General features: G+C 41.3%; 23 protein-coding genes. 13 read left to right on the top strand and 10 right to left on the bottom strand.

Annotated elements, in window-relative coordinates; all coding sequences use genetic code 11:
* Positions 1 to 39: 39 nt before the first annotated feature.
* Genes KXQ82_RS11940 through KXQ82_RS11925 form a run of 4 tightly spaced genes read left to right on the top strand, consistent with a single transcriptional unit; the run spans position 40 to position 3,287 of the window.
* On the top strand, positions 40 to 1,404 hold the full coding sequence (locus KXQ82_RS11940) for a hypothetical protein (protein WP_219488605.1): 1,365 nt from the start codon (positions 40 to 42) through the stop codon (positions 1,402 to 1,404).
* Positions 1,405 to 1,429: 25 nt separating this feature from the next.
* Positions 1,430 to 1,939 carry a DUF3347 domain-containing protein gene (locus tag KXQ82_RS11935; protein ID WP_219488604.1) on the top strand — a complete coding sequence of 170 codons (510 nt, stop codon included), beginning with the start codon at positions 1,430 to 1,432 and terminating at the stop codon, positions 1,937 to 1,939.
* A 17-nt stretch (positions 1,940 to 1,956) separates the two neighbouring features.
* Entirely contained in the window at positions 1,957 to 2,475 is a 519-nt protein-coding gene (locus tag KXQ82_RS11930) for a heavy-metal-associated domain-containing protein (RefSeq protein ID WP_219488603.1), read from the top strand.
* A gap of 5 nt (positions 2,476 to 2,480) precedes the next feature.
* A complete protein-coding gene (locus KXQ82_RS11925) occupies positions 2,481 to 3,287 on the top strand; it encodes a hypothetical protein (RefSeq protein ID WP_219488602.1) in 807 nt (268 codons plus the stop codon).
* Here the strand turns inward: KXQ82_RS11925 and aat are convergent.
* The 3 genes from aat to mqnB form a co-directional block, all read right to left on the bottom strand.
* Positions 3,270 to 3,905: a leucyl/phenylalanyl-tRNA--protein transferase gene (gene aat, locus KXQ82_RS11920; RefSeq protein ID WP_219488601.1), complete on the bottom strand. Its 636-nt coding sequence runs from the start codon at positions 3,903 to 3,905 to the stop codon at positions 3,270 to 3,272. The genes KXQ82_RS11925 and aat overlap by 18 nt on opposite strands.
* 209 nt (positions 3,906 to 4,114) lie before the next feature.
* The gene (locus KXQ82_RS11915) at positions 4,115 to 4,969 is read right to left on the bottom strand and encodes a menaquinone biosynthesis family protein (protein WP_219488600.1); all 855 of its coding nucleotides are present in this window, start codon (positions 4,967 to 4,969) and stop codon (positions 4,115 to 4,117) included.
* Between the two features lie 17 nt (positions 4,970 to 4,986).
* Positions 4,987 to 5,622: a futalosine hydrolase gene (gene mqnB, locus KXQ82_RS11910; protein ID WP_219488599.1), complete on the bottom strand. Its 636-nt coding sequence runs from the start codon at positions 5,620 to 5,622 to the stop codon at positions 4,987 to 4,989.
* A 64-nt stretch (positions 5,623 to 5,686) separates the two neighbouring features.
* Here mqnB and KXQ82_RS11905 point away from each other — a divergent pair, with 64 nt between their 5' ends.
* From KXQ82_RS11905 to KXQ82_RS11890, 4 genes are all read left to right on the top strand, one after another.
* Complete coding sequence (locus tag KXQ82_RS11905) at positions 5,687 to 6,103, top strand: 6-pyruvoyl trahydropterin synthase family protein (protein WP_219488747.1); 417 nt, start codon at positions 5,687 to 5,689, stop codon at positions 6,101 to 6,103.
* A gap of 6 nt (positions 6,104 to 6,109) precedes the next feature.
* Positions 6,110 to 6,748: a GTP cyclohydrolase I FolE gene (gene folE, locus KXQ82_RS11900; RefSeq protein WP_219488598.1), complete on the top strand. Its 639-nt coding sequence runs from the start codon at positions 6,110 to 6,112 to the stop codon at positions 6,746 to 6,748.
* An 80-nt stretch (positions 6,749 to 6,828) separates the two neighbouring features.
* The gene (gene fabD, locus KXQ82_RS11895) at positions 6,829 to 7,710 is read left to right on the top strand and encodes an ACP S-malonyltransferase (RefSeq protein WP_219488597.1); all 882 of its coding nucleotides are present in this window, start codon (positions 6,829 to 6,831) and stop codon (positions 7,708 to 7,710) included.
* Positions 7,711 to 7,776: 66 nt separating this feature from the next.
* Positions 7,777 to 11,511, top strand: coding sequence for a sensor histidine kinase (locus tag KXQ82_RS11890; protein ID WP_219488596.1), 3,735 nt, complete (start codon positions 7,777 to 7,779; stop codon positions 11,509 to 11,511).
* Positions 11,512 to 11,602: 91 nt separating this feature from the next.
* Here KXQ82_RS11890 and KXQ82_RS11885 read toward each other — a convergent pair whose 3' ends face one another.
* Positions 11,603 to 12,505: a DUF8428 domain-containing protein gene (locus tag KXQ82_RS11885; protein ID WP_219488595.1), complete on the bottom strand. Its 903-nt coding sequence runs from the start codon at positions 12,503 to 12,505 to the stop codon at positions 11,603 to 11,605.
* A 267-nt stretch (positions 12,506 to 12,772) separates the two neighbouring features.
* Between KXQ82_RS11885 and KXQ82_RS11880 the strand changes: the two genes are divergently transcribed.
* Positions 12,773 to 14,344, top strand: coding sequence for a glycoside hydrolase family 10-like protein (locus KXQ82_RS11880; protein ID WP_255563632.1), 1,572 nt, complete (start codon positions 12,773 to 12,775; stop codon positions 14,342 to 14,344).
* Position 14,345: 1 nt separating this feature from the next.
* Here KXQ82_RS11880 and KXQ82_RS11875 read toward each other — a convergent pair whose 3' ends face one another.
* The 5 genes from KXQ82_RS11875 to KXQ82_RS11855 all read right to left on the bottom strand — a co-directional run bounded on the left by KXQ82_RS11875 (position 14,346) and on the right by KXQ82_RS11855 (position 18,678).
* Positions 14,346 to 15,140, bottom strand: a complete 795-nt coding sequence (locus KXQ82_RS11875) for an MlaD family protein (RefSeq protein ID WP_219488594.1) — start codon at positions 15,138 to 15,140, stop codon at positions 14,346 to 14,348.
* Between the two features lie 8 nt (positions 15,141 to 15,148).
* A complete protein-coding gene (locus KXQ82_RS11870) occupies positions 15,149 to 15,931 on the bottom strand; it encodes an ABC transporter ATP-binding protein (protein ID WP_219488593.1) in 783 nt (260 codons plus the stop codon).
* Positions 15,932 to 15,933: 2 nt separating this feature from the next.
* Positions 15,934 to 16,707 carry an MlaE family ABC transporter permease gene (locus KXQ82_RS11865; protein ID WP_219488592.1) on the bottom strand — a complete coding sequence of 258 codons (774 nt, stop codon included), beginning with the start codon at positions 16,705 to 16,707 and terminating at the stop codon, positions 15,934 to 15,936.
* Between the two features lie 89 nt (positions 16,708 to 16,796).
* Positions 16,797 to 17,507 (bottom strand): pirin family protein, encoded by a 711-nt coding sequence (locus KXQ82_RS11860; protein ID WP_219488591.1) that lies wholly within the window; start codon positions 17,505 to 17,507, stop codon positions 16,797 to 16,799.
* Positions 17,508 to 17,643: 136 nt separating this feature from the next.
* Positions 17,644 to 18,678 (bottom strand): NHL repeat-containing protein, encoded by a 1,035-nt coding sequence (locus tag KXQ82_RS11855; protein WP_219488590.1) that lies wholly within the window; start codon positions 18,676 to 18,678, stop codon positions 17,644 to 17,646.
* 168 nt (positions 18,679 to 18,846) lie between these two features.
* On the opposite strand from KXQ82_RS11855, the gene KXQ82_RS11850 reads away from it, so the two are divergent.
* The 4 genes from KXQ82_RS11850 (at position 18,847) to KXQ82_RS11835 (ending at position 24,634) form a co-directional block, all read left to right on the top strand.
* Positions 18,847 to 20,724, top strand: a complete 1,878-nt coding sequence (locus KXQ82_RS11850; protein WP_219488589.1) for an ABC transporter ATP-binding protein — start codon at positions 18,847 to 18,849, stop codon at positions 20,722 to 20,724.
* Entirely contained in the window at positions 20,721 to 20,972 is a 252-nt protein-coding gene (locus KXQ82_RS11845) for a CBU_0592 family membrane protein (RefSeq protein WP_219488588.1), read from the top strand. Before KXQ82_RS11850 ends, KXQ82_RS11845 begins: the two co-directional genes overlap by 4 nt.
* 48 nt (positions 20,973 to 21,020) lie before the next feature.
* A complete protein-coding gene (gene mnmG, locus KXQ82_RS11840; RefSeq protein WP_219488745.1) occupies positions 21,021 to 22,883 on the top strand; it encodes a tRNA uridine-5-carboxymethylaminomethyl(34) synthesis enzyme MnmG in 1,863 nt (620 codons plus the stop codon).
* Between the two features lie 113 nt (positions 22,884 to 22,996).
* Complete coding sequence (locus tag KXQ82_RS11835; protein WP_219488587.1) at positions 22,997 to 24,634, top strand: Ig-like domain-containing domain; 1,638 nt, start codon at positions 22,997 to 22,999, stop codon at positions 24,632 to 24,634.
* On the opposite strand, the gene KXQ82_RS11830 is transcribed toward KXQ82_RS11835, so the two are convergent.
* Positions 24,624 to 25,136, bottom strand: coding sequence for a gamma carbonic anhydrase family protein (locus KXQ82_RS11830; protein WP_219488586.1), 513 nt, complete (start codon positions 25,134 to 25,136; stop codon positions 24,624 to 24,626). The genes KXQ82_RS11835 and KXQ82_RS11830 overlap by 11 nt on opposite strands.
* Positions 25,137 to 25,160: the final 24 nt, after the last annotated feature.

Raw genomic sequence — 25,160 nt, 5'->3', positions numbered from 1 at the left:
CGGTTACCATCAATTTTTTAAGTTTTCAAAACAATTAAAATGAAAAGAGTAATTCTTCTTTTCGCGCTGTTGATGGCATTTACCATCACCAACGCGCAAAAAGTAAAAAAAGACACCACCAAAAACCATGATATGCATGGCATGGATATGGGTGATATGAATATGGACGGCATGAACATGGAGCACCACATGGATATGAAAACCATGACCAGCTCACAATCCATTAACCTACTCATGAACCGCGACGGATCGGGTACCGGCTGGCTGCCCGATGCTTCGCCCATGAATGGCATTATGCTTCAGGGCAAAAGCTGGAGTTATATGCTGCATGGCAATATTTCGGCGCGTTACACCCGGCAGGATATATCAAACTCCGGTTCGCGCGGTAGCGAAAAATTTGACGCGCCAAACTGGTTTATGGGTATGGCGCAACATAAATTAGGGGCAAACGGCCTTTTGCACATTAACATGATGATATCGCTCGACCCGTTGACCGAGGGCGGTTACGGCTATCCGCTGCTTTTTCAATCCGGCGAAAGCTGGAATGGCCTGCCTTTGGTTGATCGCCAGCACCCGCATGATCTGTTCGACGAACTTTCGGCCAGCTATGCCTACGCGCTATCTAAAAACAGCGATCTCAGCATTTATATAGGCTACCCCGGAGAGCCTGCTTTGGGCCCTGTAACATTTATGCACCGCCCATCGGCATTCTCTAACCCCGATGCACCCATCAGCCACCATTGGGCCGATGCTACACATATTACCTTTGGTGTAGCCACCATTGGGTACCGGTTTTATAATTTTAAGATAGAGGCATCCTCCTTTACCGGCCGCGAGCCTGATGAGAACCGTTACAATTTTGATAAGCCACGTTTTGATTCGTGGAGCGCAAGGTTAAACTTTAACCCGTCAAAAAATTGGGCCCTGCAGGTATCACATGGCTTTATCAAAAGCCCTGAGTCACTTAACCCGGCCGAGGATATCAACCGTAGCACGGCATCTGCAATTTATGCTTTACCTTTCGGCGATGGCAAGTATTTTAATGCATCGGCAGTTTGGGGGATGAATAAATCTGAAGGCCACAATGCAGAGCACGCTGTATTGCTGGAAGGCGATCTGAATATTAAAACAGCTACTTTTTACACCCGGTACGAATTTGTTCAAAAATCAACCGAAGAGCTAAATTTAAACCCATTACCTTACGGCGGGCATACTGCTTTCCCGGTTAATGCCATTACATTGGGGCTCAATAAAACGCTCATCAATATCGGCCAGTTTAAAACCGCCATTGGTGCACAGTTAACTTATTACAGTGTCGACGACCGGTTGAACAGCCTTTACGGCAAAAACCCCATAGGTGGCGAGGTATTTATCAGGATATACCCCCGGTTAATGAAAATGTAATATTCAATAATAAAATCAAAAAAACATGAAAACCTTTAAAATAACTCTTCTGGCTATAATTACATTAATACAATTCAGCCAGGTAAAAGCTCAAAATACCAATAGCGCGATCAATAAAATTATCAGCGACTATCTTGATGTGAAAAACACCCTGTTCTCCGGTGATGGAAATGCTACCCAAGCTAAGGCTAAAGTGCTTTATACCGTAATAGCCGGATTTCCTGTTAAAGCAATGTCGCAAGATCAAAAAACTATCTGGGCAAAGTATGCAGATAAATTACAGTTCGATAGCCGCCACATTAGCGAAACCAATGCCATTGGACACCAACGCGAACATTTTGCAAGCCTGTCTAACAATATGTTCACTGTAGTTAAGGCATTGAAGGTTAACAGCACTACCATTTATCAGCAGTATTGCCCTATGAAAAAGGCATATTGGCTAAGCGAAACCCAAGACATTAAAAACCCATACTACGGGGCAGAAATGGCCGATTGCGGTAAAATAACTGAAACATTAAAACCTGTTACCAAATAACATTATCCCAAATTAACATGAAAAATTTCATCATATTTTTTGCCCTTGTCGCCACTATCGCGCAAGCAAAAGCACAATTTATAAAAGCCGAATTAGAAGTGAGCGGCCTAACCTGCTCTATGTGTTCGTTATCTACACAAAAGGCACTAAACACACTCGATTTTGTAGGTCAGATAAAACCCGACCTTAACAAAAACATATTTTACATTACGTTTAAGGCAGACAAAGCTGTTAATCTTGATGCCATAAAGCAAAAAGTAAAAGCGGCGGGCTTTTCGGTAAGTACGCTTATCGCGGTATATAATTTTAACGGCGCCGCAGTTACCGATTCACGTTTTACTTATAATGGATCAATATACCAACTGGCTGCCCCTCCGGCCAAAACATTAAATGGCGACGTACGGCTACAAATTGTAGATAAAGATTTTGTTTCCCCGGCTACTTTCAAAAAATACACCCAGCAGGTAAAAGACCCGGCATACACATCGGGGATAAATGACAAAAAACAACGTGTTTACCATGTTATCGTATCGTAAGTTATATGAAGTATATAAAATTTTTAGTTTGCCTGATACTATTATCGGGTAAACTTTATGCACAGGAGCTATATGTAAATACCGAACCCGCAAGCAATATGGCAACAAAAGCCATTGGTATAAGGTTAAACACCGAGTTGCAGCCCCTGGCAGATAACCGCGCGGGCCTGAGGTTAAATCCCGAAGTAATGTTTGGGTTTTCAAAAAACCTGATGGTGCATGCTAATTTGTATGCCTCATCGCTTTACCAGCCAGCCTTAAATTTTGAGGGCGCGAGCATTTATGCCAAATACCGCTTTTTAGCTCTGGACCAGCCCCGGGCCCATTTTCGTATTGCAGGCACCGGGCGTGTATCCCTTATTAACAACCCGGTTAGTTATAACTCTATAAATTTGCAGGGCGATAATTCCGGCTATTCGGGCGGCCTGGTGGTTACACAGCTATTGCATAAACTGGCACTTTCGGCAACGGCAAATGCCGTTCATAGTTTAAATAATATTTCAAACCCTGTTCCGGCCGCAATAAGCCGCAACCAGTTAGATTATAGCTTTTCGGCAGGTTATTTATTACTGCCTAAAACGTATACTGATTACAAACAAACCAACGTGAATTTATATGTGGAGTTTTTAGGCAAATCAAGTTTAGATAACAAAGGTAGCCTGATTGATATTGCTCCAGCTGTGCAATTCATTTTTAACAGCACCACCCGATTAGATCTGAGTTATCAAACACAACTAAGCGGTAACCTGAGCCGGACATCGAACACCACATACCTCATCAGGCTTGAACATAATTTATTCAACGCTTTTTAACATTGACAGGTATTCATCCCTTCCGATCATCTTCGCGCCTAACGACGCGAGATGATCGGTATGTACCTGGCAATCTATCAATCTGTATTTTCCGGTTTGGCAAAGGCTTATCAGCGCGAGTTTTGATGCATTACTTTTATGGCTAAACATACTTTCGCCACAAAAAACAGTGCCCACCTCAATACCATATAGCCCACCCACCAATTCATCATTAAACCAAGCCTCAACCGAATGCGCCATCCCCATTTTATGCAGCTTGATATAGGCTTGCTGCATGTCCCCGGTTATCCATGTGCCATCCTGGTCGGTGCGCTCTGTAATGGCGCAGGCTTGTATTACGCCTGCAAAATTCCGGTTAAATGTTATTTTAAATTGGCCCGAACGCATTACCTGTTTCATGCTTTTTGAGATCCGTAACTCTTCGGGATATAAGACAAAGCGCTCGTGTGGCGAGTACCATAAAACAGGGGTATCATCACTATACCACGGAAATATTCCGTTTTGATACGCTAACTGTAACCTTTCGGGAGATAGATCGCCGCCAACGGCCAGCAATCCGTCATCTTCGGCCAAAGCCGGGTTCGGAAAAATCAAGCGTTCATCAAGCCGGAATATCATGGGGCAAAATATTTCTTTTTTTTATTAAACCTTTTAAACCCAACACTGTCAAACGTACTCATCTCATAATGAAGCCGCAACAGAACACCTACCTTCTTTACGGCAACAATTTAGTATTAGTTTAATTTGGCGAAGTTGCGGCTGGTTACCGCAACTTCATTTTTTTATACTAATCACATCTTTTTAACACCGCCTATCAGTTCCCCACTTCAGGGGGTTAGGGGGCTAAGAAATATCTCTTCTTTTATGGGTGGGATGATCTCTTTCTCCAGCGCCTTGTCAAATAATAATGTAATGGCCTTTCGGCCTTCGGCACCCAGATCAACCGAGTATTTATTTACATACAGATCAATGTGTTTATACATTACCTCCTCGCTCATTTCCTGCGAGTGCTCGCGGATAAACGCCAATCCCGATTTCGGGTTCGCGAAGGCAAACTCTACGGAGCGGCGAATACATCTGTTTACTTTTAGCTGAACATCCAAAGGCAGGCGGCGGTTAATCACAATACCGCCAAGGGGTATGGCACAACCGGTTTGCCTTTCCCAATAATCGCCAAGATCCAATATTTTATGCAGCCCTTTATCCTGGTAGGTAAACCGGTTTTCGTGAATGATGAGGCCTATATCTATTTTTCCATCCAATAAAGCATTTTCAATTTCTGAAAATACCATTTCCTGTTTGTTCTTCGCCTCCGGGAAAGCTAATCCCAACAGAAAATTTGCTGTAGTGTATTTACCCGGTATGCCAATCTTATACTGCATTGATTTTTCCTGCAGATCCGAAATTGAAATCGCGAAATTCGAAATCAGCAACGGCCCAACACCAAAACCCAATGCGCTACCGGCATCCAGCAATACGTATTTATCGATAACATAAGCAAAGGCATGGTAGCTCAGTTTGGTAATATCCAACACACCCTGCATGGCTTTTTGGTTCAGTGTTTCCACATCATCAAAAAACACTTCAAAATCTAAACCTTCGGTATCAATTTTATGATGGATGAGCGCGTCGAAAATAAAGGTATCGTTAGGGCATGGCGAAAAGCCGAGGGTAAGTTTCATGGTCGGGAATGTGTTTATTACCTGCCGGATGTTAGCTCTTCCAGCAAACTTATCGCAAAGCTATTCAGATTTTTAATAGCCAGCCCTATCTGCCAGTTATCGCGGTTACGTTTTTCCACGTAATTTGACACAGCCCTGATCTGTATCCCCTTCACGCCGGTCTTTTCGCAGCTATAAAAAAAGGCGGCACCTTCCATACTTTCCAACTGTGGTGCTAAACGCAGGGCTACCTTTTCTATCGAAGCTTCGTTGCCGTGGACCGTATTTACGGTAATGGCACTTACGGTTTTCAACTTCAATGTTTGGGTATGATAACGCAATGCCGAGCCAGCCATATACCGGCTTTCGCCGAAACCGAGTTGCGCTATCGGGATAAACATTTCGTCGCTTTCGGCCCCTAACTCTGATAGCTCATCGGCTATCACTTCAACCACATCACCCAAAGCTATCGAACGGTCAAAACTACCGGCTATGCCCAGGTTAATAGCCAGATCATACTTTTTTACATTGACCTGACTGCCCAGGGCAAAGGCTGTAGCAACCATGCCAACGCCTGTAATGAGCACATCAAAAGGCTTTTCATTCGCAAAATGATGGAGTAAGGGTGCAATTTCTGCTTCGGTAGCAGCAACAATTAATATTTGCCTGGCCATTTGCGCACTAAGATAAAACTATTAGCCGTTTTTTGTTTTATATATTTGCAGCAGCAAAACCATGATGATCTACATTACACGTAAAGAACATTTTAACGCGGCACACAAAATGTACCGCGATGAATGGAGCCCCGAAAAAAACAACGAGGTTTTTGGCAAGTGCGCTAACCCCAACTGGCATGGGCACAATTACAACCTGTTTGTAACCGTAAAGGGCCAGGTAACACATGCCACCGGTTACTTAATGGACCTTAAAGAGCTTAAAATAATCATTAACGAACACGTTATTGAAAAGCTGGACCATAAGAACATTAACCTTGATGTACCCTTTATGAAAGGGAAAATGGCCTCTACCGAATTGCTTTGCATAGAAATATTCAACCAGTTAAAAGCGCCCATTGAAGCTTTTGATGGGGTTTTTTTACACTCTGTTAAACTATACGAAACCGAAAACAATAGTGCCGAGTATTTTGGCGACTAAACCAATATGAGCAATCACCACAACCACGATGCCGACGATGATGAATTGGATGGCTATCTGAAAATTGACCGTTATAACGAAGGGCTGATCAACACCATTGCTCATAGCTACACCAATATTTTAGGAGCCTTGGGCGAAGATGCTAATCGCGAAGGGCTGCTTAAAACACCGGAGCGTGTGGCAAAATCATTGCTTTACCTTACCCACGGATACGATCTTAATCCCGAAGAAATATTAAAATCGGCTATGTTTAAGGAAGAGTACAGCCAGATGGTGGTGGTAAAAGACATTGAGGTTTACTCGATGTGCGAACACCACATGATCCCGTTTTTTGGTAAAGCGCACGTAGCCTATATTCCAAACGGGCAGGTTGTTGGCCTGAGCAAAATACCACGCGTGGTTGATGCCTTCGCACGCCGCTTACAGGTACAGGAGCGTTTAACTAACCAGATACGCGATTGCATACAGGAAACATTGCAACCCTTAGGCGTTGCTGTTGTTATTGAGTGCCGCCATTTATGCATGAGCATGCGCGGTGTGCAAAAACAAAACTCGGTTACCACAACATCGGCATTTACGGGCGCGTTTTTACTGGAAAAAACCCGTGCGGAATTTTTACATTTGATATCATCTAAATTGAGCTAAAAGCTTTAAAGGTAAAAAGCAAAAAGCTTTTTTTGGCGCTTGGACAACATAATAAACCTAATCAACTAAATAAACCAACATTGAAAGCATACGTATTCCCCGGACAAGGCGCCCAGTTTGTAGGCATGGGTAAAGAACTTTACGAAAACTCTGAATCAGCAAAAGACCTTTTTGAAAAGGCCAATGATATTTTAGGTTTCCGCATTACCGATATCATGTTTAACGGTACCGACGAAGACCTGAAACAAACCAATGTTACCCAACCGGCTATATTTTTACACTCGGTAATATTAGCTAAAGCTTTAGGGGATAGCTTTCAGCCCGAAATGGTTGCAGGCCATTCGCTGGGTGAGTTTTCGGCCCTGGTTTCGGCCGGTGCGCTATCTTTTGAGGATGGGTTACGCTTGGTTGCCGCACGTGCCAACGCCATGCAAAAAGCCTGCGAGGTACAGCCATCAACCATGGCAGCTATTTTAGGATTGGATGATTTTACTGTTGAGGATATTTGTAAGCGCGTAAGCGATGTGGTGGTACCGGCAAATTATAACTGCCCGGGGCAATTAGTTATATCGGGCACTATTGCCGGAGTTGACCACGCCTGTGAATTATTATTAGCCGCTGGCGCTAAACGTGCTTTAAAGCTAAATGTGGGCGGCGCGTTCCACTCACCGTTAATGGAGGTTGCCCGTGTTGAACTGGAAGCCGCTATTGTTGCTACCGAAATTAAGAGCCCGGTTTGCCCGGTTTATCAAAACATTGATGCCAAACCGTATACTGATCCCGCAACTATTAAAGCTAACCTGGTTGCACAGCTAACCGGCCCAGTTAAATGGACACAAACTATGCAACGCATGTTGCAGGATGGCGTAACATCGTTTACCGAGGTTGGCCCGGGTAACGTATTGCAGGGCCTGGTAAAAAAGGTTGATCGCGCAATACCAACGGCAAGCGCCACGATATAGTTTTGCACGGTCAAAACACTGCGCCCTTTTGTTTGTATTGATAGTACATTTTAAAAAACATACAATTTGACCGCTGCCACTAAAATTCGTTGGTTACTTGGACTTATCTGCCTTGGCTTGTTTTTAACGGCTATTATTGCAAAACAAACCTTTAGTCCGGCCAACAATCTCGAAAGCAGCGCCAAAACGCTTGAAACCAACCTTCAGCAAAAAGAAGAGCTGGTAAAAGAGCTTATTACCAGTAAAACATCAATATTCAAATTAAAGAATATTGATAATGATGAGCAATACGCCCTAAGCCTGGTCAGACTTGCAAAAAACGACAGGATATACCTTTCTGTATTTGAAAGCGGTCGTTTAATTTATTGGAACGGCATCAGGGTACTCCCTAATTCGGCAATAAATATTAAAGATGGCAGTTCTTTTTTAAAAGAGAGCAATGGTTATTATGAGGTAATTAAAAAAACCGACGGTGCTTTTTGCTTTGTTTTTTACATCCCGATAAAAAACAATTACTCGTACCAAAATCCTTACCTTAAAAATGTATTTGCCCCCAATCTGCTACAGGACAACAATATTGAAATAGCCGATTTTACCGACCACAAAATTTACAGCATACATACTATTGACAGGCAATACTTGTTTTCGGTAAAATTAAAAGCAAACGAACCTAATCACCTGTTTCAAAACATACAGATATTACTCTGGCTATCAGGCATGTTATTGTTGTGTGTGCTTACGCACAATCTTGCCCAATATTTCAATAACAAAGGCCGGGTTGTATTATCGTTTTTTATTATTGGTGGTTTTATTGTATGTATCCGGTTTATTGGCCTTTACTATCACTGGCCCGAAATATATTCGGGTATAGGCCTTTTTAAGCCTTATTTATATAATCGGGGTTGGCTTTTTCCAAGCCAGGGCGATCTTGTTATCAATACCATATTACTTACCTGGCTTACTGTATATGTGCACTACAACAGGTTTAAAATTATACAACAAGTACGAGGTAAATCTGCCAGCCTTGTAATTTGCATTGCCTGTGCTTTATTTCTTGTTTTGGTATCATACTTTTTATTGTCAATAGCGGCCAGCCAGATCATTGATTCAAAAATAAACCTTGATGTAAACAACGTACTTAATTTGAGCCAGTTTGGCGTAATTGCAATATTAACCTTGTGTTTTGGCTTCTTCATTTTTGTTCTGTTGGCCGAAACCTGTATTGCCATTACATTAAAACTCAATATTAACCATACTCAGAAGCTGTATGTGTTATTCTCTGCAATTTTATTAGCTACCGTTGCAGATGTTATACAAAAAGATTACTCCTGTTTTTATCTTCTATGGTCGCTTATCGTTATCATAATAGGGTATACAGTATATTATTTAAAAGGTAAATACGATCCGCTTGCTTTTATTGCCATCATCATTATTTGCGCCTGCATATCATCAGTAAAGCTTTATACGTTTGAGTCGGTTAAAGAAAAAGAGGTCCGCAAGCATATTGTTCACCAGTTAGAGGCAGCCGACGATGTACCTGCCGAAAAACTATTTGGCGAAATTGAAGGAAAAATTGTAACCGATGCCTTTTTGCCGCGTTATTTCAACAACGCGTCGCGCAATCACAACTTCCTAAAAAACAGGTTCAAAAAATTGTACTATGATGGATACCTGTCAAAATACGATTTTACTACATATGAATACGATGCTTCGGATGCACCGCTCTCAAACAATAATAATTATGTACTAAATGATTTTAAGAGCATGGTGCTTTACTCGGCAACCAAAATAACTAATACCCGCTACTTTTATAAAGCTACCGATTCTTTTGGCATACAGCGTTATTTTGCCATTATACCCATCAGCGATAAAAACGAAAAAACCGGTACCATGGTGATCGACCTGCAGGCCAAGCAGGCAAAAAGTACGGAGCCTTTTCCTGAATTATTGATAGAGGGGGGGCAAAATCAAAGTAGTAGCTTTAAAGGTTACTCATATGCCTATTACAGGGATGGGAAACTGCTTAACCAAAGCGGGAAATATATTTACAGCTTAGTAAATTATGAGTTTGAGGGTAAATTAAAGCAATACATATATCAAACCACTCACGAAAACAGCACAGACAACAATGGCCTTGTGTATTCGCATTTGATATACCAGCCAAGGGAGCGGGAGCTTATTGTAGTAAGCCGCGAGGAGGATAAAGTATTTACAGGTATTACATCACTTACGTTTTTCTTTCTGGTATTTGTATTATTTACCTTATTAGTGACAGGGACACGAAATGCATGGAATATTCTTAAAAATGTTAACGTACTTAAACCTTTAAAATGGGGCTTTTGGTATAATTTTGATAAGGTGCTTTATCGCACCCGTATACAGCTATCCATGGTATTTGCAGTGGTAGTTACCCTGATAATTATTGGTATACTCACCTTTATATCAGTACGTAACCAATACCTCAACCAGCAGGATGACAACATTCGTGATAAAATAACACGAATAGCCACCGCTTTTGAAAAGAGCGGGTTTGACAGGGAAAATATTGTTGCCGATGAAGAAACAACTCTTGCGTTTAACTCTTTTGCCGATACCTACTCTGCCGATCTTACCTTTTATGATGTTAATGGAAAAGAGATCATTACTACGCAGCCCAAACTGTATGAAGCCGGGCTGATTGCCCCCCGGATGAACGCCATGGCATACATTTATTTGCACAGGCTGCAAAAATCGGGCTTTATTAATCCCGAATTAATTGGCCTACTTAATTACAAAGCGGCATACGCCCCCATACGCGATTCAAAAAAAGCGATCACCGGATACCTGCAGCTTCCATACTTTTCTAACGAAACAGAGTATAAAGAGCATATTGGTGCGTTTTTAAATACCATGATCAACGTTTACGCGCTTGTATTTGTGGCAATCGGTTTATTTGCTGTAGCTGTTGCAAGGCAAATAACAACGCCATTGGCCCTCATTCAGCAAAGCTTGAGCAAAACTATTTATGGTCGCAAAAACGAACCCATAAAATGGCAACATAACGACGAGATCGGCTCGCTGATAAAGGAGTACAATAACATGATAGCCGCCCTTGAAGATAGTGCCAGCAAACTTGCACAATCTGAGCGCGAAAATGCCTGGCGCGAAATGGCCAAACAGGTAGCGCACGAAATAAAAAACCCGCTTACGCCGCTTAAGCTTGGCTTGCAGCTATTAGAAAAAGCCTGGAAAGATAAAGACCCTAAATTTGATCAGAAGTTTGAGCGGTTCAGCAAATCATTTGTTGAGCAGATTGATAGCCTTTCGCGTATTGCATCCGAGTTTTCAAACTTTGCAAAAATGCCCGAAACACAGATACAGCGGGTAGATATTTTCGAGATCATATCACAGGCAGTAAATATTTTTAAACAGACTGAAGATTTTGAAATTTTGTACACGCCCTCAGGAACTCCTTTTTATATTTCGGCAGACAAAGACCAGATATTGCGCTCGTTTAACAACCTGCTTAAAAATTCCATTGAGGCTATCCCTCCCGAAAGGAAAGGACTTGTTGAAATAACCTATACCATTAAACCCGGCGAAGAAATATACATACAGGTTAAAGACAATGGAAATGGTATCCCCGAACCATTGCGCGAGCGCATATTTGTACCCAACTTTACCACAAAAAGCTCAGGAACCGGCCTTGGCCTTGCACTTGTAAAAAATGCCATCACTTACGCCGGTGGCAGTATCTCTTTCGATACTATCCTTAACGAAGGGACTATCTTTTACCTAACCTTCCCCCAGGCCGGAGAGTAATTTACTCCGGTTAACTTTATAGTCATTCTCACATAAAATAAAAAAGGGCGATGAATTTATCATCGCCCTTAAATATAATATTATCGTTTTTCTATTTAAGCGTTATGGTTGATTTGCCCATCGAGTAACCATCGGCATAAAGCAATATGGTATATGCCCCTTTTTGAAACTTGTTAGGGTTTATCCAATCAATGGTAAAGCCGCTTCCGTCATCCTTAAAATCTATAGGCGCTTTGTAAGTATATTGCAAGTCCTGACCATCCACCTGGAATGTTGCCGATTCTGTAGACGTGATAAGGTTGCCCGTAGGATCAATAACTCTAACAAAAATATCATGCAAACGTTTATCGGCAATTGGGTTGCTGGCTATGGTAAATTCTATCTTCAGCTTTTTAACAACCGCCGCACGGTCATTATCAGATTCCTTTCCGTTATCTTTAACTTTAAACGATTTGATATTCATACTGCCTATTTTTAATGCAGATGCTATCTGCACTTTTGACGACAGGTTTTCGTTTTCTTTTTGCAGTGTGGTTGCTTTTTCTTTTACAGTGCTCAGGTTGGTTTTTAATGTATCCCTTTCTACTGTAAGGTCATCATTCTTCTTTTTCAACTCATCAATATCAGCAGTGTATTTGGTAACAAAGTAGCGCAGTTGTTTTACGTCTTCCTGTGCTTTGTTCAATTCGGCAAGGGTAAGTTTTCCTTTATCCAGCTGTATCCTTAACTCTCTTATTTTTACTTTAAGCGAGTCGTTTTTTGCCTGCATATCGGCAGTCATTCTGGTTTTACCGGCATTTACCTGCTCAATTTGCAGTTCAAGACTATCTAATTCTGATTGCAGCCGTGTTTTCTGATCACTTTGTACAGTAACAACGTTTTCGGTTTGTTTCTTCTTCAGGAACAAGTAAATATCAGTTCCTATCAATGCTAAAATAACGACTATTAAAAAGTAAATAACGTTCGAATTTTTCTTTGGGGTTTGGCTTTCCATAGGTGCGTGATTAATTAATTTGGCTAAATATTAAACGGCTAGGGTTAGTTTATAATGTGTTGATCTGTCGGTTTTCAAAACAATAGCGCTCTAAATATATCGTTTTTTTGACTTTAAACCGACAAAATATAACTACATGGTGTAACATTTTATTAAATAGCGCATACAATATTCAAGTTAAAGCAAATAAAGCCCGTTTTTGTTTTAGGTTTTTTGGGGGATGTTAGTATGTTTAAAAACACCCATGTTAATAATAAACGGGCTTTAATGTTGTTTAATATCTTTGCAACAAATTATACCTGGATGCCTGTATTAAAAAAACGTTTTCTCCTTACCTTTCTTTTTTTTATTACGCTAAACAGCACATTGGCACAGGTAAGCACCGCGCCTAAAAGAGAGTTCAGGGGGGTATGGCTGGCAACGGTAACCAATATTGACTGGCCCAGCAACCCTCGCGCCCCGTCAGATACACAAAAAAAAGAACTGATCGATATTCTGGATTTCCATCAACATGTGGGTATCAATGCTATTATTTTCCAGATAAGGCCCGCTGCTGATGCTTTATATGCCAAAAGCCGCGAGCCATGGTCACAGTGGTTAACAGGCAAACAAGGCGTAGCACCGAACCCGCTTTTCGACCCGTTGGAACTTGCTGTAAAAGAAGCGCACAAACGCGGTATGGAACTGCATGCCTGGTTTAACCCCTACCGTGCAACCATGAGCCCTAACGAAACCAACCTGAGCCCTAACCATATTACCCGCCTGCGGCCTGAATGGTTTTTAACTTATGGCGGTACAAAATTGTTTAACCCTGGTTTACCCGAAGTACGCGAGTATATTGTTAAAGTGGTTTTAGATGTAGTTGATAACTATGATATTGATGGCGTACACATGGACGACTATTTTTATCCCTACCAAATAGCCGGTCAAAAAATAAAGGATACCGAAACGTTTACTAAATACAATAACGGCATAGTTAATATTGAAGACTGGCGCCGAAATAACGTTGACCTGCTTATTAAAATGCTGACCGACAGTATACATAAGCATAAACCCCGTATGAAATTTGGCATCAGCCCTTTCGGGATATGGAAAAACAGGGGCCGCGACCCGGAAGGTTCTGATACACATGGCGGCGATTCTTTTTATGAATTATATGCCGATAGCCGTAAATGGGTAAAAAATGGTTGGGTTGATTATATTAACCCGCAGCTATACTGGCAAATTGGCAACGGCGCCGCCGCTTTTGATAAACTTTTAGATTGGTGGAGCCTGAACACTTATGATAGACACCTGTACATTGGCCAGGCTGCGTACCGTGTAAACGAGCGAGGGAATATTGCTTTTAAAAACCCGGCACAAGTACCCAACCAGGTAAAACTATTGCGCAAAAACCCGCGCGTGCAGGGTAGTGTTTATTTCAGTTCGCGCTCATTAATGAATAACCCTTTGGGTGTTACCGATTCGCTTACCGATGATTATTACCTTTACCCGGCCCTGCCGCCACCCATGCTTTGGCTTGATTCTGTAGCCCCAAACAAGCCCCTGGAGCTGACTTATAAAGCAGGCGCACGCGCTGTTACCCTAATGTGGAAAACACCTTTATTGGCCAAAGATAAAGAGCCTGTGTATGGTTATGTTATTTACCGCTTTACAGGCGATGAAAAAGTATCGCTCGACGACCCTAAAAACATACTGCACATTCAGTATGATGCTACAACCAGTTTTGAGGACGATGATATTGACCGGGGCAAGACCTACCGGTATGTTGTTACCGCTATTGACAGGTTAAAGAACGAAAGCTACCCGTCTAATACCTTAGTGATCAGTACGCAGTAAATTATTCTCCTTTACCTCCCAATCCTAAAAAGCCTTTACGTTTTTTCTTGGTGGTATCCGGTGGTGTATTGGCTTTTTTGATCGAATCCTGTTTTGCTTTAGCTGCTTTTTCTTTCTTTTTAAAGTAGCCTTTCAGCAGGAAGTTATTTTGAGCAGCTTTCAGATCTTCGTTTGCTGTACCAATGGTTGTTTTAACAGATTTCATGGTACTTTTTGCTTCTTTAACCGTATTCTCCATATCCTTAGCCATCTTATCGTTATTCAGCAAGCGGCCAATACTGCCTTTGCCATTGTTGATCTTGGCTACTATCTCAGATAAGTCGCCGGTTAATTCCGACGCGTTTTCAATGATTTTGGTGGCACGCCCTATCAATTTATCAGTATCAAATGGAGGTACCGTTTTCAGTTGTGCATTATCCTGCGCTACTTGTTGGGATGATACACCTCCCGGTGAAATATTTATTAGTTTATCACCAATAAAGCCATCGCTTCCAATGGCAAGACGTGCATCGGTTTTAATAAACTTTTGATATTTGCTGTTCAATGTTACATCAACACGCGCTGTTGAATCGGTTATCAGCTCAACGCTGCTTACTACACCAACGTTTATCCCTGCAAGGCGAACATTGTTGCCAACCATTAAGCCGCCTACGTTTTTAAAAGTGCCGTGCAGGTTGTATGTAGAGCTAAACAGGTTTTTCTGGCTGCCTATTAAAAATATCGCGACAAACAGGATAACAATACCTATGATGGTAAATATCCCTATTTTTAATTTTTGTCCTGTAGTGGTTCTCATGGTTGTTCTTATTTAAAAAATGATCTTACAAATTCTGTTTTTGAGTTTTCGAGCTCTTCGTATGTTCCCTCTTCTACAAACTCCCCGTCGTTCAGTACAATAAGGCGGTCGGCGGTTATGCGCGCGCATTCCATATCGTGGGTAATAATGATTGATGACGTTTTATATTTTTCCTGCATCTGCAGTATCAATTCGCTTATCTCTCTTGATGTAATGGGGTCCAGGCCTGTTGTGGGCTCATCATATAGTATGATCTCAGGTTTTACAATCAGCGTCCGGGCAAGGCCCACACGCTTGCGCATACCGCCTGACAGGTCAGACGGCATTTTGTCTATCGCATCCTTCAGCCCTACTGCATCCAACACCTCTTCAACACGTTGGTCGAGTTCGCTCTGTTCGTCTATTTTTAATACTCTTGTGAGCGGAAATTCCAGGTTCTCGCGTACGCTCATCGAATCGTATAAAGCGCCGCTTTGAAACAGGAAACCTATTTTAACACGTAGTTCTTTCAGTTCCTTCTCATCCATTTCGGATACCTCATCGCCAAATACCTTTACTGTGCCTTCATCCTGCGTAAGCATACCCACAATACATTTGATGGTAACCGATTTACCCTGGCCCGAGCGACCAAGTATAACCAGGTTTTCGCCGCGCTTTACCGTAAGGCTCACCTTTTTCAGGATGTCTTTTGTGCCAAAGGTTTTGCGCACGTCTTTCATTTCAACTACCAATTCATTAGTTGCTTTGCCGCGCTTTGCTTTTGGTACGATATCTTCTTTAACCTTATCCATAATCAATAGAAAAATATTTGAGTGATCTGTACAGCAACAACATCTAAAAAGAATATCCATAATGAAGCGCTAACCACCGCTGAATTTGCTGCAAGGCCTACGCTTTCGGTACCATTATTTGAATTATAGCCCTTATAACAACCTATAAAACCAACCGCGAAACCAAAAAATATGGTTTTAACAAAAGCGGGTAACAGATCGGCAAAGGTGATGGAGCTTAAACATTTGTTAAAGTATAACGACCAGCTGGTATGGTCGGCAAGGTTTACAGCAAGGTAACCACCAAAAAGGCCTATTACATCCCCCATCAGGGTAAGTATAGGTATCATTAATGTAGTGGCTAATATGCGGGTTACCACCAGGTATTGCATGGGGTTGGCACCCGATACATCCATGGCGTCAATTTGTTCGGTTACCTTCATGCTACCCAGCTCGGCACCTATTCCCGACGATATTTTGCCCGCGCAAATGATGGCGGTAATAACCGGGCCTATCTCGCGCACAATAGATACGCATACCATAAAAGGCAGCATGCTGCTTGCGCCAAACTTTACCAATGTTGGCCGCGATTGCAACGTAAGCACCACACCCATAATAAAGGAGGTAATGCCAACCAATGTGATGGATTTATAGCCTATTTCGTAACATTGGCGCACAAACTCCGACCATTCGAAGCCTCCTGCAAATACGTTTCGGAAAAAGCCGGTGAAAAAGTTAACCTGGTTGCCGGTTTCTTCTACCCATTTCTTCCATCCGCTTAGTTCATGTTCTGCCATATTTTACTTGTTATAAGGCATATAACAAATAAAAGGGAGATTGTTTTTAATCTCCCTAACATTAACTTAACAGTAAAAAAATTATCTTATTAATACATCGGCATCTCTATGATCAAAACCTGGCTATCCTTTTTTACTTCTGCGCTAAATTCCTGTGTATCAGATATACCCAGTGCATCCCTTTTATTCAAAGTGCTTCCATCAATAACAGCGCTGCCTTCAATAATAAAAACATATGCGCCGTTAGCTTCGGTTGTTACCTGGTAATTAACAGTAGTGTCTGTATCAAATTTACCCATTGTAAATTTCGCGTCCTGATTTATCCATAAAGCTTCCCCGTTCTTTTCAGGCGATATCAGGGTAACCAATTCGTTCGGTTTCATGGCATCGGCAAAACTTTTCTGATCGTAACGTGGCTCAATATCATTCTCTTTAGGGAAAAGCCATATCTGTAACAGGTTCACGGTTTCTTTATCAGATGGATTGTACTCCGAATGCCTGATACCTGTTCCGGCCGACATTACCTGTACTTCGCCTGTATGTATAATGCCTTTATTACCCATACTATCCTGGTGCTCTAACAGGCCTGATAAGATGATAGTAATGATCTCCATATTATCATGCGCATGCATGCCAAAGCCCATTGATGGGGCTACAAAATCATCATTCAAAACCCGCAATGCTCCAAAGTTCACTTTTTTAGGGTCATAAAAACTGCTGAAACTGAACGAGTGCCATGTATTTAACCATCCTAAATCATTATGCCCACGTGAGGCTGCAGGGTGCAATATTTTTTTCATTTTCTTGTTGATTTTAATTACGTGTTCAAACACACAATTGGCATGCCGAATAGCTTATCAAGCCTCCTTTATTTCAAAAAAAGCAACCACTAATAGGCATTACTTAATATAGATTAAGACAATCTGTCGGCCGTGCTTATTTTTTATAGGTAATCTTGCGGATCTGGTTAGTTGTGTCAGTTATATATAATACGCCTTGTTTGTCAATAGCTAATTGTAAAGGTTGAAAAAAGGTAGCTATGCTGCCGCTCCCGTTTACCGAACCAGCTCCGCCGCTGCCTGCAAGCGTGCTTACGATGCCCGCTGGTGATATGATCCGGACAAGGTGATTAATTTTATCGGCAACAATTATATTTCCCACCGCGTCAACAACTATTCCTTCAGGAAAGTTAAACGTAGCCGTTGCTCCCGGGCCATTAGATGTTCCTGTTTTTCCGGTACCTGCAAAGGTGCTTACCATACCCGCAGGTGTTATTTTACGGATCATGTTATTACCGGAGTCAGATACATAGAGGTTTCCTGAAGCATCAAAAGCCAAACCACCCGGGCTGTTGAATGTAGCAATGTTGGCAGCGCCATTATCTGCACCCGTACCGCCACCACCGGCGTATAGGCTCCTTACTCCTGCAGGTGTTATTTTATATATCGCGTTATAAGCAAAATCCGATACATATATATTACCGGCTGCATCCATTGTCATATTTCCAGGCCTTCCCATGTTAGTTATAAAAGTACTTACTACGCCATCCGGAGTTATTTTACGGATATGGCTACCCTCGCTCACGTATGAATTACCCAACGCATCAACAATAATACAATAAGGAGCATTAAAAGTGGCAGTTAAAGGGCTGCCATCAGTAACATTATGCGTGCCATTGCCGGTAAAGCTGGTGACAACACCTGCAGGCGTAACCTTCCGGATCTTCGCGTTTTCCGAATCTACCACATATAAAATTCCAGCAGCATCAAATGCCATACCTATAGGCCTGTCAAAATACGCGGCTGCACCGGTGCCATCCAATGGCCCGTTGGTGGGGTTTCCTACAAAGGCACTCACCGTAGCTATGCTATTATCGGGTACATCAATAGTTTTTTTTGAGCAGCCTGTAAAAACACCCACAGCTATAAATGCTGAAACAGCAACACTGTTATATAATATATTCTTTATCAATGTATTATGGTTAATTTTATTGTGGTTTGACAATGGTTATTATCAAATATAGATAATCTATCTTGTTTAGCCATCCTGATAATGGCTCATACAGACATTTTAGTCATAATTAAAATTCCGTACTTTTGCAGCAAAATGGGCGTTTTATGTCCCATCAAATAAAATACAGTGAGTACATATATATCAGCAGAGAATTTAGGTCATTCATTTCACGATACATGGTTGTTTCGCCAATTAACTTTTGGCATTAACCGTGGCAGGCGCGTAGCATTGGTTGGCGCCAATGGCGCGGGCAAATCTACATTACTAAAATTACTGGCAGGACACCTTGGGCCAATGGAAGGCAAAGTTGTGCGCAGTAAAGAATTAAAGCTTGGCTATTTAGAACAAGACCCTCAGTTTGCTAAGGGAGCAACCATAAGCGATTTTATTTTTGCATCTGACAATGTGCAGCAACAATTGATACGCCGATATGAGGAGTTGCTGGAAGACGACCCGGATAATTACGAAGAGATAGAAAAAATAACAGAAGAGATCAGTAATAATGATGCCTGGGAATATGAGCATAATATCAAAACCATATTAGGCCGACTTGATATACATCACCTGGAGCAAAAGATCGAAACCTTATCGGGAGGTCAAAAGAAACGACTGGCTTTGGCACAGTTACTTATAGCCAACCCTGAAATTTATGTTTTAGATGAGCCAACCAACCACCTTGATATTGATACCATTGAATGGCTGGAAAGCTTACTGACAGAAGGCAACAAAACCATCCTGCTGGTTACGCATGACAGGTATTTCCTGGATAATGTATGTAACGAGATCATTGAGATAGAACGCGGTAAAATATTCAACTACAATGGTAATTACGGTTATTATTTAGAGAAGAAAGCCGAACGTGAAGCTAATGACCTGAACGCGTTTCATAAGAACTCGCAGTTATTAAAAAAGGAATTGGAATGGATGCGCAGGCAACCACAGGCACGTGGTACCAAATCACAGTCGCGCATTAACGCCTTCTACGAGTTAGAGGATAAAACAAAGAATGCCGGTCCGCTTGAAAAGGTAGAGCTGAGCATGAAAGCCGCACGCCAGGGCAACAAGATCATGGAGATAAACCATGTAGATAAAGGCTTTAATGGTAATGATCTGATCAAAAACTTTAGTTACACCTTTAAAAAGGGTGACAGGATCGGTTTGGCCGGAAAGAATGGTAGTGGTAAATCAACCTTGCTTAACATGATAACCGGTGCTTTACAGCCTGATACCGGAAAAATAGATAAAGGAGAAACTACGGTGATGGGTTACTTTCACCAAGGAGGCATCCAGTTTAAGGAAACTGATCGTGTAATTGACGTGGTTAAAAACGTGGCCGAGTACATTTTGATGGCCGATGGTAAAACCATTACTGCATCATCATTACTTACACAATTCTTGTTCCCTCCGGTAAAACAACATGGGTTTATATCAAAACTAAGTGGTGGCGAGAAGAAGCGTTTGCAGTTGATGCATATCCTGATGAAGAATCCAAACTTTCTGATACTGGATGAGCCAACTAATGATCTGGACATTGATACGTTGAATGTACTGGAAGATTTCCTGGTAAATTACCCGGGCGTACTGGTTTTGGTAACGCACGACAGGTATTTATTGGATAAACTAACCGACCAGCTTTTTATTTTAGAAGGTAATGGTTCGGTTAAGATATACAATGGCAATTACTCGGATTACAGGATAGAACTGGAAGAAGCTAAAAGCGAAGCTAAGCGATTGGCAAAAATAGAGGCACAAAAACCTGTTATAAAAGCACCTGAACCTAAAAAGAGCAAGCTAAGCTTTAAGGAGCAAACGGAACTGAAAGACCTGGAGCAACGCATTGCAAAGATAGAAGTTGAAATAAAAGACATGACGGCGCAGTTAAATTCGGGTATTACAAACCATGAGGAATTAGCTTACCTGGCAGATAAGATACAAGATTTGAATGACGAGTTGGAAGACAAAACAACCCGCTGGTTAGAGTTGACCGAATTAAGTGAAGCATGAGCGAATCGGATATTATAGCTACCGTCGGTGTTGTTATCCTGCTTGTGGCTTTCTTTTTAAACTTGTTTGGAAGGGTTAAAGCGAGTGGTAAGTACTATATATATTCAAACATTATTGGCGCAGGGTTAAATTGTTTTTCATCATACCTTATCCACTTCTACCCGTTTGTGGTTTTGGAAGCCATTTGGTCGGGTGTAGCTATAGTGTCATTATTTAGGCATGTTCCACGTGGAACATCAAACGAATAGTTTATTAACTAATTTTGCTATGTTCCACGTGGAACATTGATGATAAAGATGTTTAAAAAGTATAATGTTATTGTAGTGGGTGCCGGCCATGCCGGATGTGAGGCAGCAGCGGCAGCAGCTAACCTTGGTTCAAGCGTGCTATTGATCACTATGAATATGGAGACCATCGCACAAATGAGCTGTAACCCTGCAATGGGAGGTGTTGCCAAAGGGCAAATTGTGCGAGAGATTGATGCATTGGGCGGTTATTCGGGTATTATATCTGATAAAACAAGTATCCAGTTCAGGATGCTAAACCGCTCGAAAGGGCCTGCTATGTGGAGCCCCCGTACACAGAATGACCGTAAAAGATTCTCTGAAGAATGGCGGTTGGCTTTAGAAAGAACTCCTAATGTTGATTTTTGGCAGGAGATGGTATCATCACTGATCATTAAGAATGGTAAGGTATGTGGCGTTAAAACATCGTTAGGTATCGAGATCGAATCGGATGCGGTAGTGTTAACCAATGGCACCTTCTTAAATGGAGTGATTCATATTGGCGAAAAACGTATGGGTGGCGGGCGTGCTGCAGAGCGTGCAGCTACCGGAATTACCGAGCAATTAATAGAGCTAGGCTTTGAAGCAGGCCGCATGAAAACGGGTACACCACCACGCGTAGATGGCAGATCGCTCAACTATGCATTAATGGAAGAGCAGTGGGGTGATGAAGAACGCGGCCGTTTCTCTTATACTGATGTTGAATTAAAAGAAGAACAACGCTGCTGCTGGATAACGTACACCAACCTTAAAGTACACGAAACATTAAAAGAAGGCTTTGAGCGTTCGCCAATGTTTACGGGTAGAATTAAAGGTTTGGGCCCGCGCTATTGCCCATCCATCGAAGATAAAATTAACCGGTTTGCTGAACGCGAACGCCATCAGATATTTGTTGAGCCTGAAGGTTGGAACACTTGCGAGATCTATGTAAATGGTTTCTCTACCTCTCTCCCCGAAGATGTACAATACAAAGCGTTGCGATTGATACCCGGTTTTGAGGATGTAAAAATGTTCCGGCCGGGTTATGCGATTGAGTACGACTACTTCCCTCCTATTCAATTAACCCTGACATTAGAAACAAAACTGATCGCCAATCTTTTCTTTGCAGGACAAATAAACGGTACTACCGGTTACGAGGAAGCTGCATCGCAAGGATTAATTGCCGGTATAAATGCACACCAAAAAGTATTTGATAAACATGAGCTGATCATGAAACGATCGGAATCATACATTGGTGTGTTGATAGATGACCTGGTAACCAAGGGTACAGAAGAGCCTTACCGCATGTTTACCTCAAGAGCAGAGCATCGTTTACTGTTACGCCAGGATAACGCTGATATCAGGTTAAGCCCTATTGGCCATGAGTTGGGATTAATAAACGATGAGCGCTTAGCCAAAGTAAATAAGAAGATAAAAGACTCTGATGATATAGTTGCATTTACGCGTACCAAGTCTATACAAACGGGCGAGGTTAATACGTTATTAGAGGAGTTAGGAACCAGCCCTGTTAACCAGGCTGTAAAGCTCTTCAATTTATTGGGACGCCCGCAGGTAGGTTTTAATGATTTGCGTAAAGCTGATGCTACTTTAAATGATCTGTTATTAAACTATGATAAAGAGACCATTGAGCAGGCTGAGATAAAGATAAAGTACGAGAGCTATTTTGAAAAAGAAATGGACATTGTTGAGCGGATGAAAAAAATGGAAGACAAGGAAATTAATCCTGACTTTAATTATCATCAATTGGTGTCCTTATCAAAAGAAGCACGTGAAAAACTGATGCGTATTAAACCGCGCACCTTAGGGCAGGCTTCCCGCATTTCGGGCGTATCTCCTTCTGATATTTCAGTTTTAATGGTGCATGTAAGTAGATAATTATATAATATACTGATAATCAATTAATTATAAAATACCGTTTATAAGCCGGTATTTTCAATTTTGAATGATAATCTTCATAAAAAGTAAAAAATTGTTTATAAGCCCTAAAAATGACGTTAAATAAAAAACCTCTGTTTTTCATTCAAAATTTATTGGTTTTAACAGCATTTTTAATAGCTACCGGCTGTGCAAACATACAAAGGCCAATGGGTGGCCCGCGCGACAAGACACCGCCCAAATTATTGAAGGCAACTCCACTCAACCCCACCCGTAATTTTTCGGCTAAGCAAATTCAGCTCGACTTTGATGAATATTTTAAATTGAATAGTGAGTATACCGAAATTACCATTACACCCAACATGGAAAAAATGCCGGATTTTAATGTCAAGTCAAAAAGCCTTATCATTAAATTAAAAGATACGCTGGCAAAAAATACAACTTATGTAATAAACTTTGGTAAGGCCATAGCCGATGTAAATGAAGGCAACATTCTAAAAAACTTCACCTATGTTTTTTCTACCGGGCCAAATATTGATTCGTTAAGCATATCGGGTAATGTAACTAATATCTTAACCCAGGCAAAAGAAAAAGATGTAACGATATTACTTTTTCCATTAAGGTTAGATACCTTGTTCGGAAAAAAGAAACCTGCCATTTATACAACTACAGATAGTGCCGGGAATTATAAGTTAGGTAACCTGCACGCCGGCGATTACAAAATTTACGCGCTTAAAGAATCAACTGTAAATAAGATATACGACAATGATGCCGAACTGATCGCATTCCAAAAAAATACGATTCACTTAACAAAAGATACGGCCGATGTGCGCATGAACTTGTTCAGGCAAATTCCGGCTAAATTACGTGTTACAGAGCGCCGGATAGAACAGGATGGAAAACTGTTCTTCCTGTTTAATAAAAGTATACCCGACCCGGGTGTTAAAATATTAGACCCGGAGCTTGATGCACAAAAGATAGTTGATTTTGGCCAAAATGCCGATACAGCCCAAATATACTTGCCAAATATGGCTTTTGATTCTATTAAGGTGTCTTTTTTAAGTGGTGGCAAAGCGCTTGACACTTTAACATTACGTAAACGTAAGAACGAAACGTATAAACGTAATATTCAACTACGCTTTAATACAACCTTTGATGATCATTTAAAAACTGGCAGTGATCTAACGGTAACTGCCAACTACCCTATTCAAAATATAGATCAGTCGAGAATAATACTGATAGAAGATACCGTTGATGCAGGCGAAGTAAAGCTTATCCGCAATTTAAAAGATCCTAAAGTTTTTACTATAAAATACCCTTGGAAAGCAGGAAAAAGATATGGACTAAGCTTTAACATAGGCACCTTTACTGATATTTATGGTGATAAAAATATACTGTTGAAAAAGAGCTTTCAGTTAGACAAGCCCGAGAACTATAGTACATTAACTTTAAAAGTGACGTTGCCCGATACGGGAAGTTACGTAGTTCAGCTATTAAATACTGAGACAAATACCGAAATACGCAGTGATGTGATCACCAAAAATGGTTCGATATTGTACAAAGATTATCCTACCGGTAAATATGGTGTACGCGTTATATACGATAAAAATCATAACGGTAAATGGGATACCGGCGATATGAAAACAAAAAAATATCCTGAAAATATATGGTACCTTAAAAAAAATATCACGTTAAGGGCCAATTTTGAGGTAGAAGAAGAATTACCTGTTCCCAAAGAGGTTAGTCCTTAAACCAGCTTGAATACATTATATAATTATTGGGCAATTTTTTAAGTAATTCCTTTTGTTCTTCAGTAAGGGGTTTAATCTTTTTAGCAGGCATACCTGCGTAAAGGTAGCCCGATTCGCAAACAGTGTTTTCCAACACTACTGCCCCTGCAGCAATAATAACAAAGGGCTGCACATCGGCATGATCCATTACAATTGCACCCATGCCAATTAATACATTATTATGCAGCGTACAGCCATGCACCAGGGCGTTATGGCCAATTGATACATTATCGCCAATGGTGGTGGCAGCACGCAGATAAGTGGCATGTATTACAGCGCCATCCTGTATGTTGGTATTATTACCTATTTTTATGTAATTAACATCGCCACGAATAACAGCGTTGAACCATACAGAACAATTATCGCCCATTTGCACATCACCAACAATCGTGGCATTTTCGGCAATAAAGCAATCATTTCCCCATTGCGGGTTTTTATCTTTTACAGGTAGTATTAGTGGCATTGTATATAAATTTTATATTTTAGT

Source organism: Mucilaginibacter rivuli (assembly GCF_019391655.1).
Classification (GTDB): domain Bacteria; phylum Bacteroidota; class Bacteroidia; order Sphingobacteriales; family Sphingobacteriaceae; genus Mucilaginibacter; species Mucilaginibacter rivuli.
Note: the sequence above shows the minus strand (reverse complement) of the source record. Positions and strands in the feature narration are given on the sequence as shown.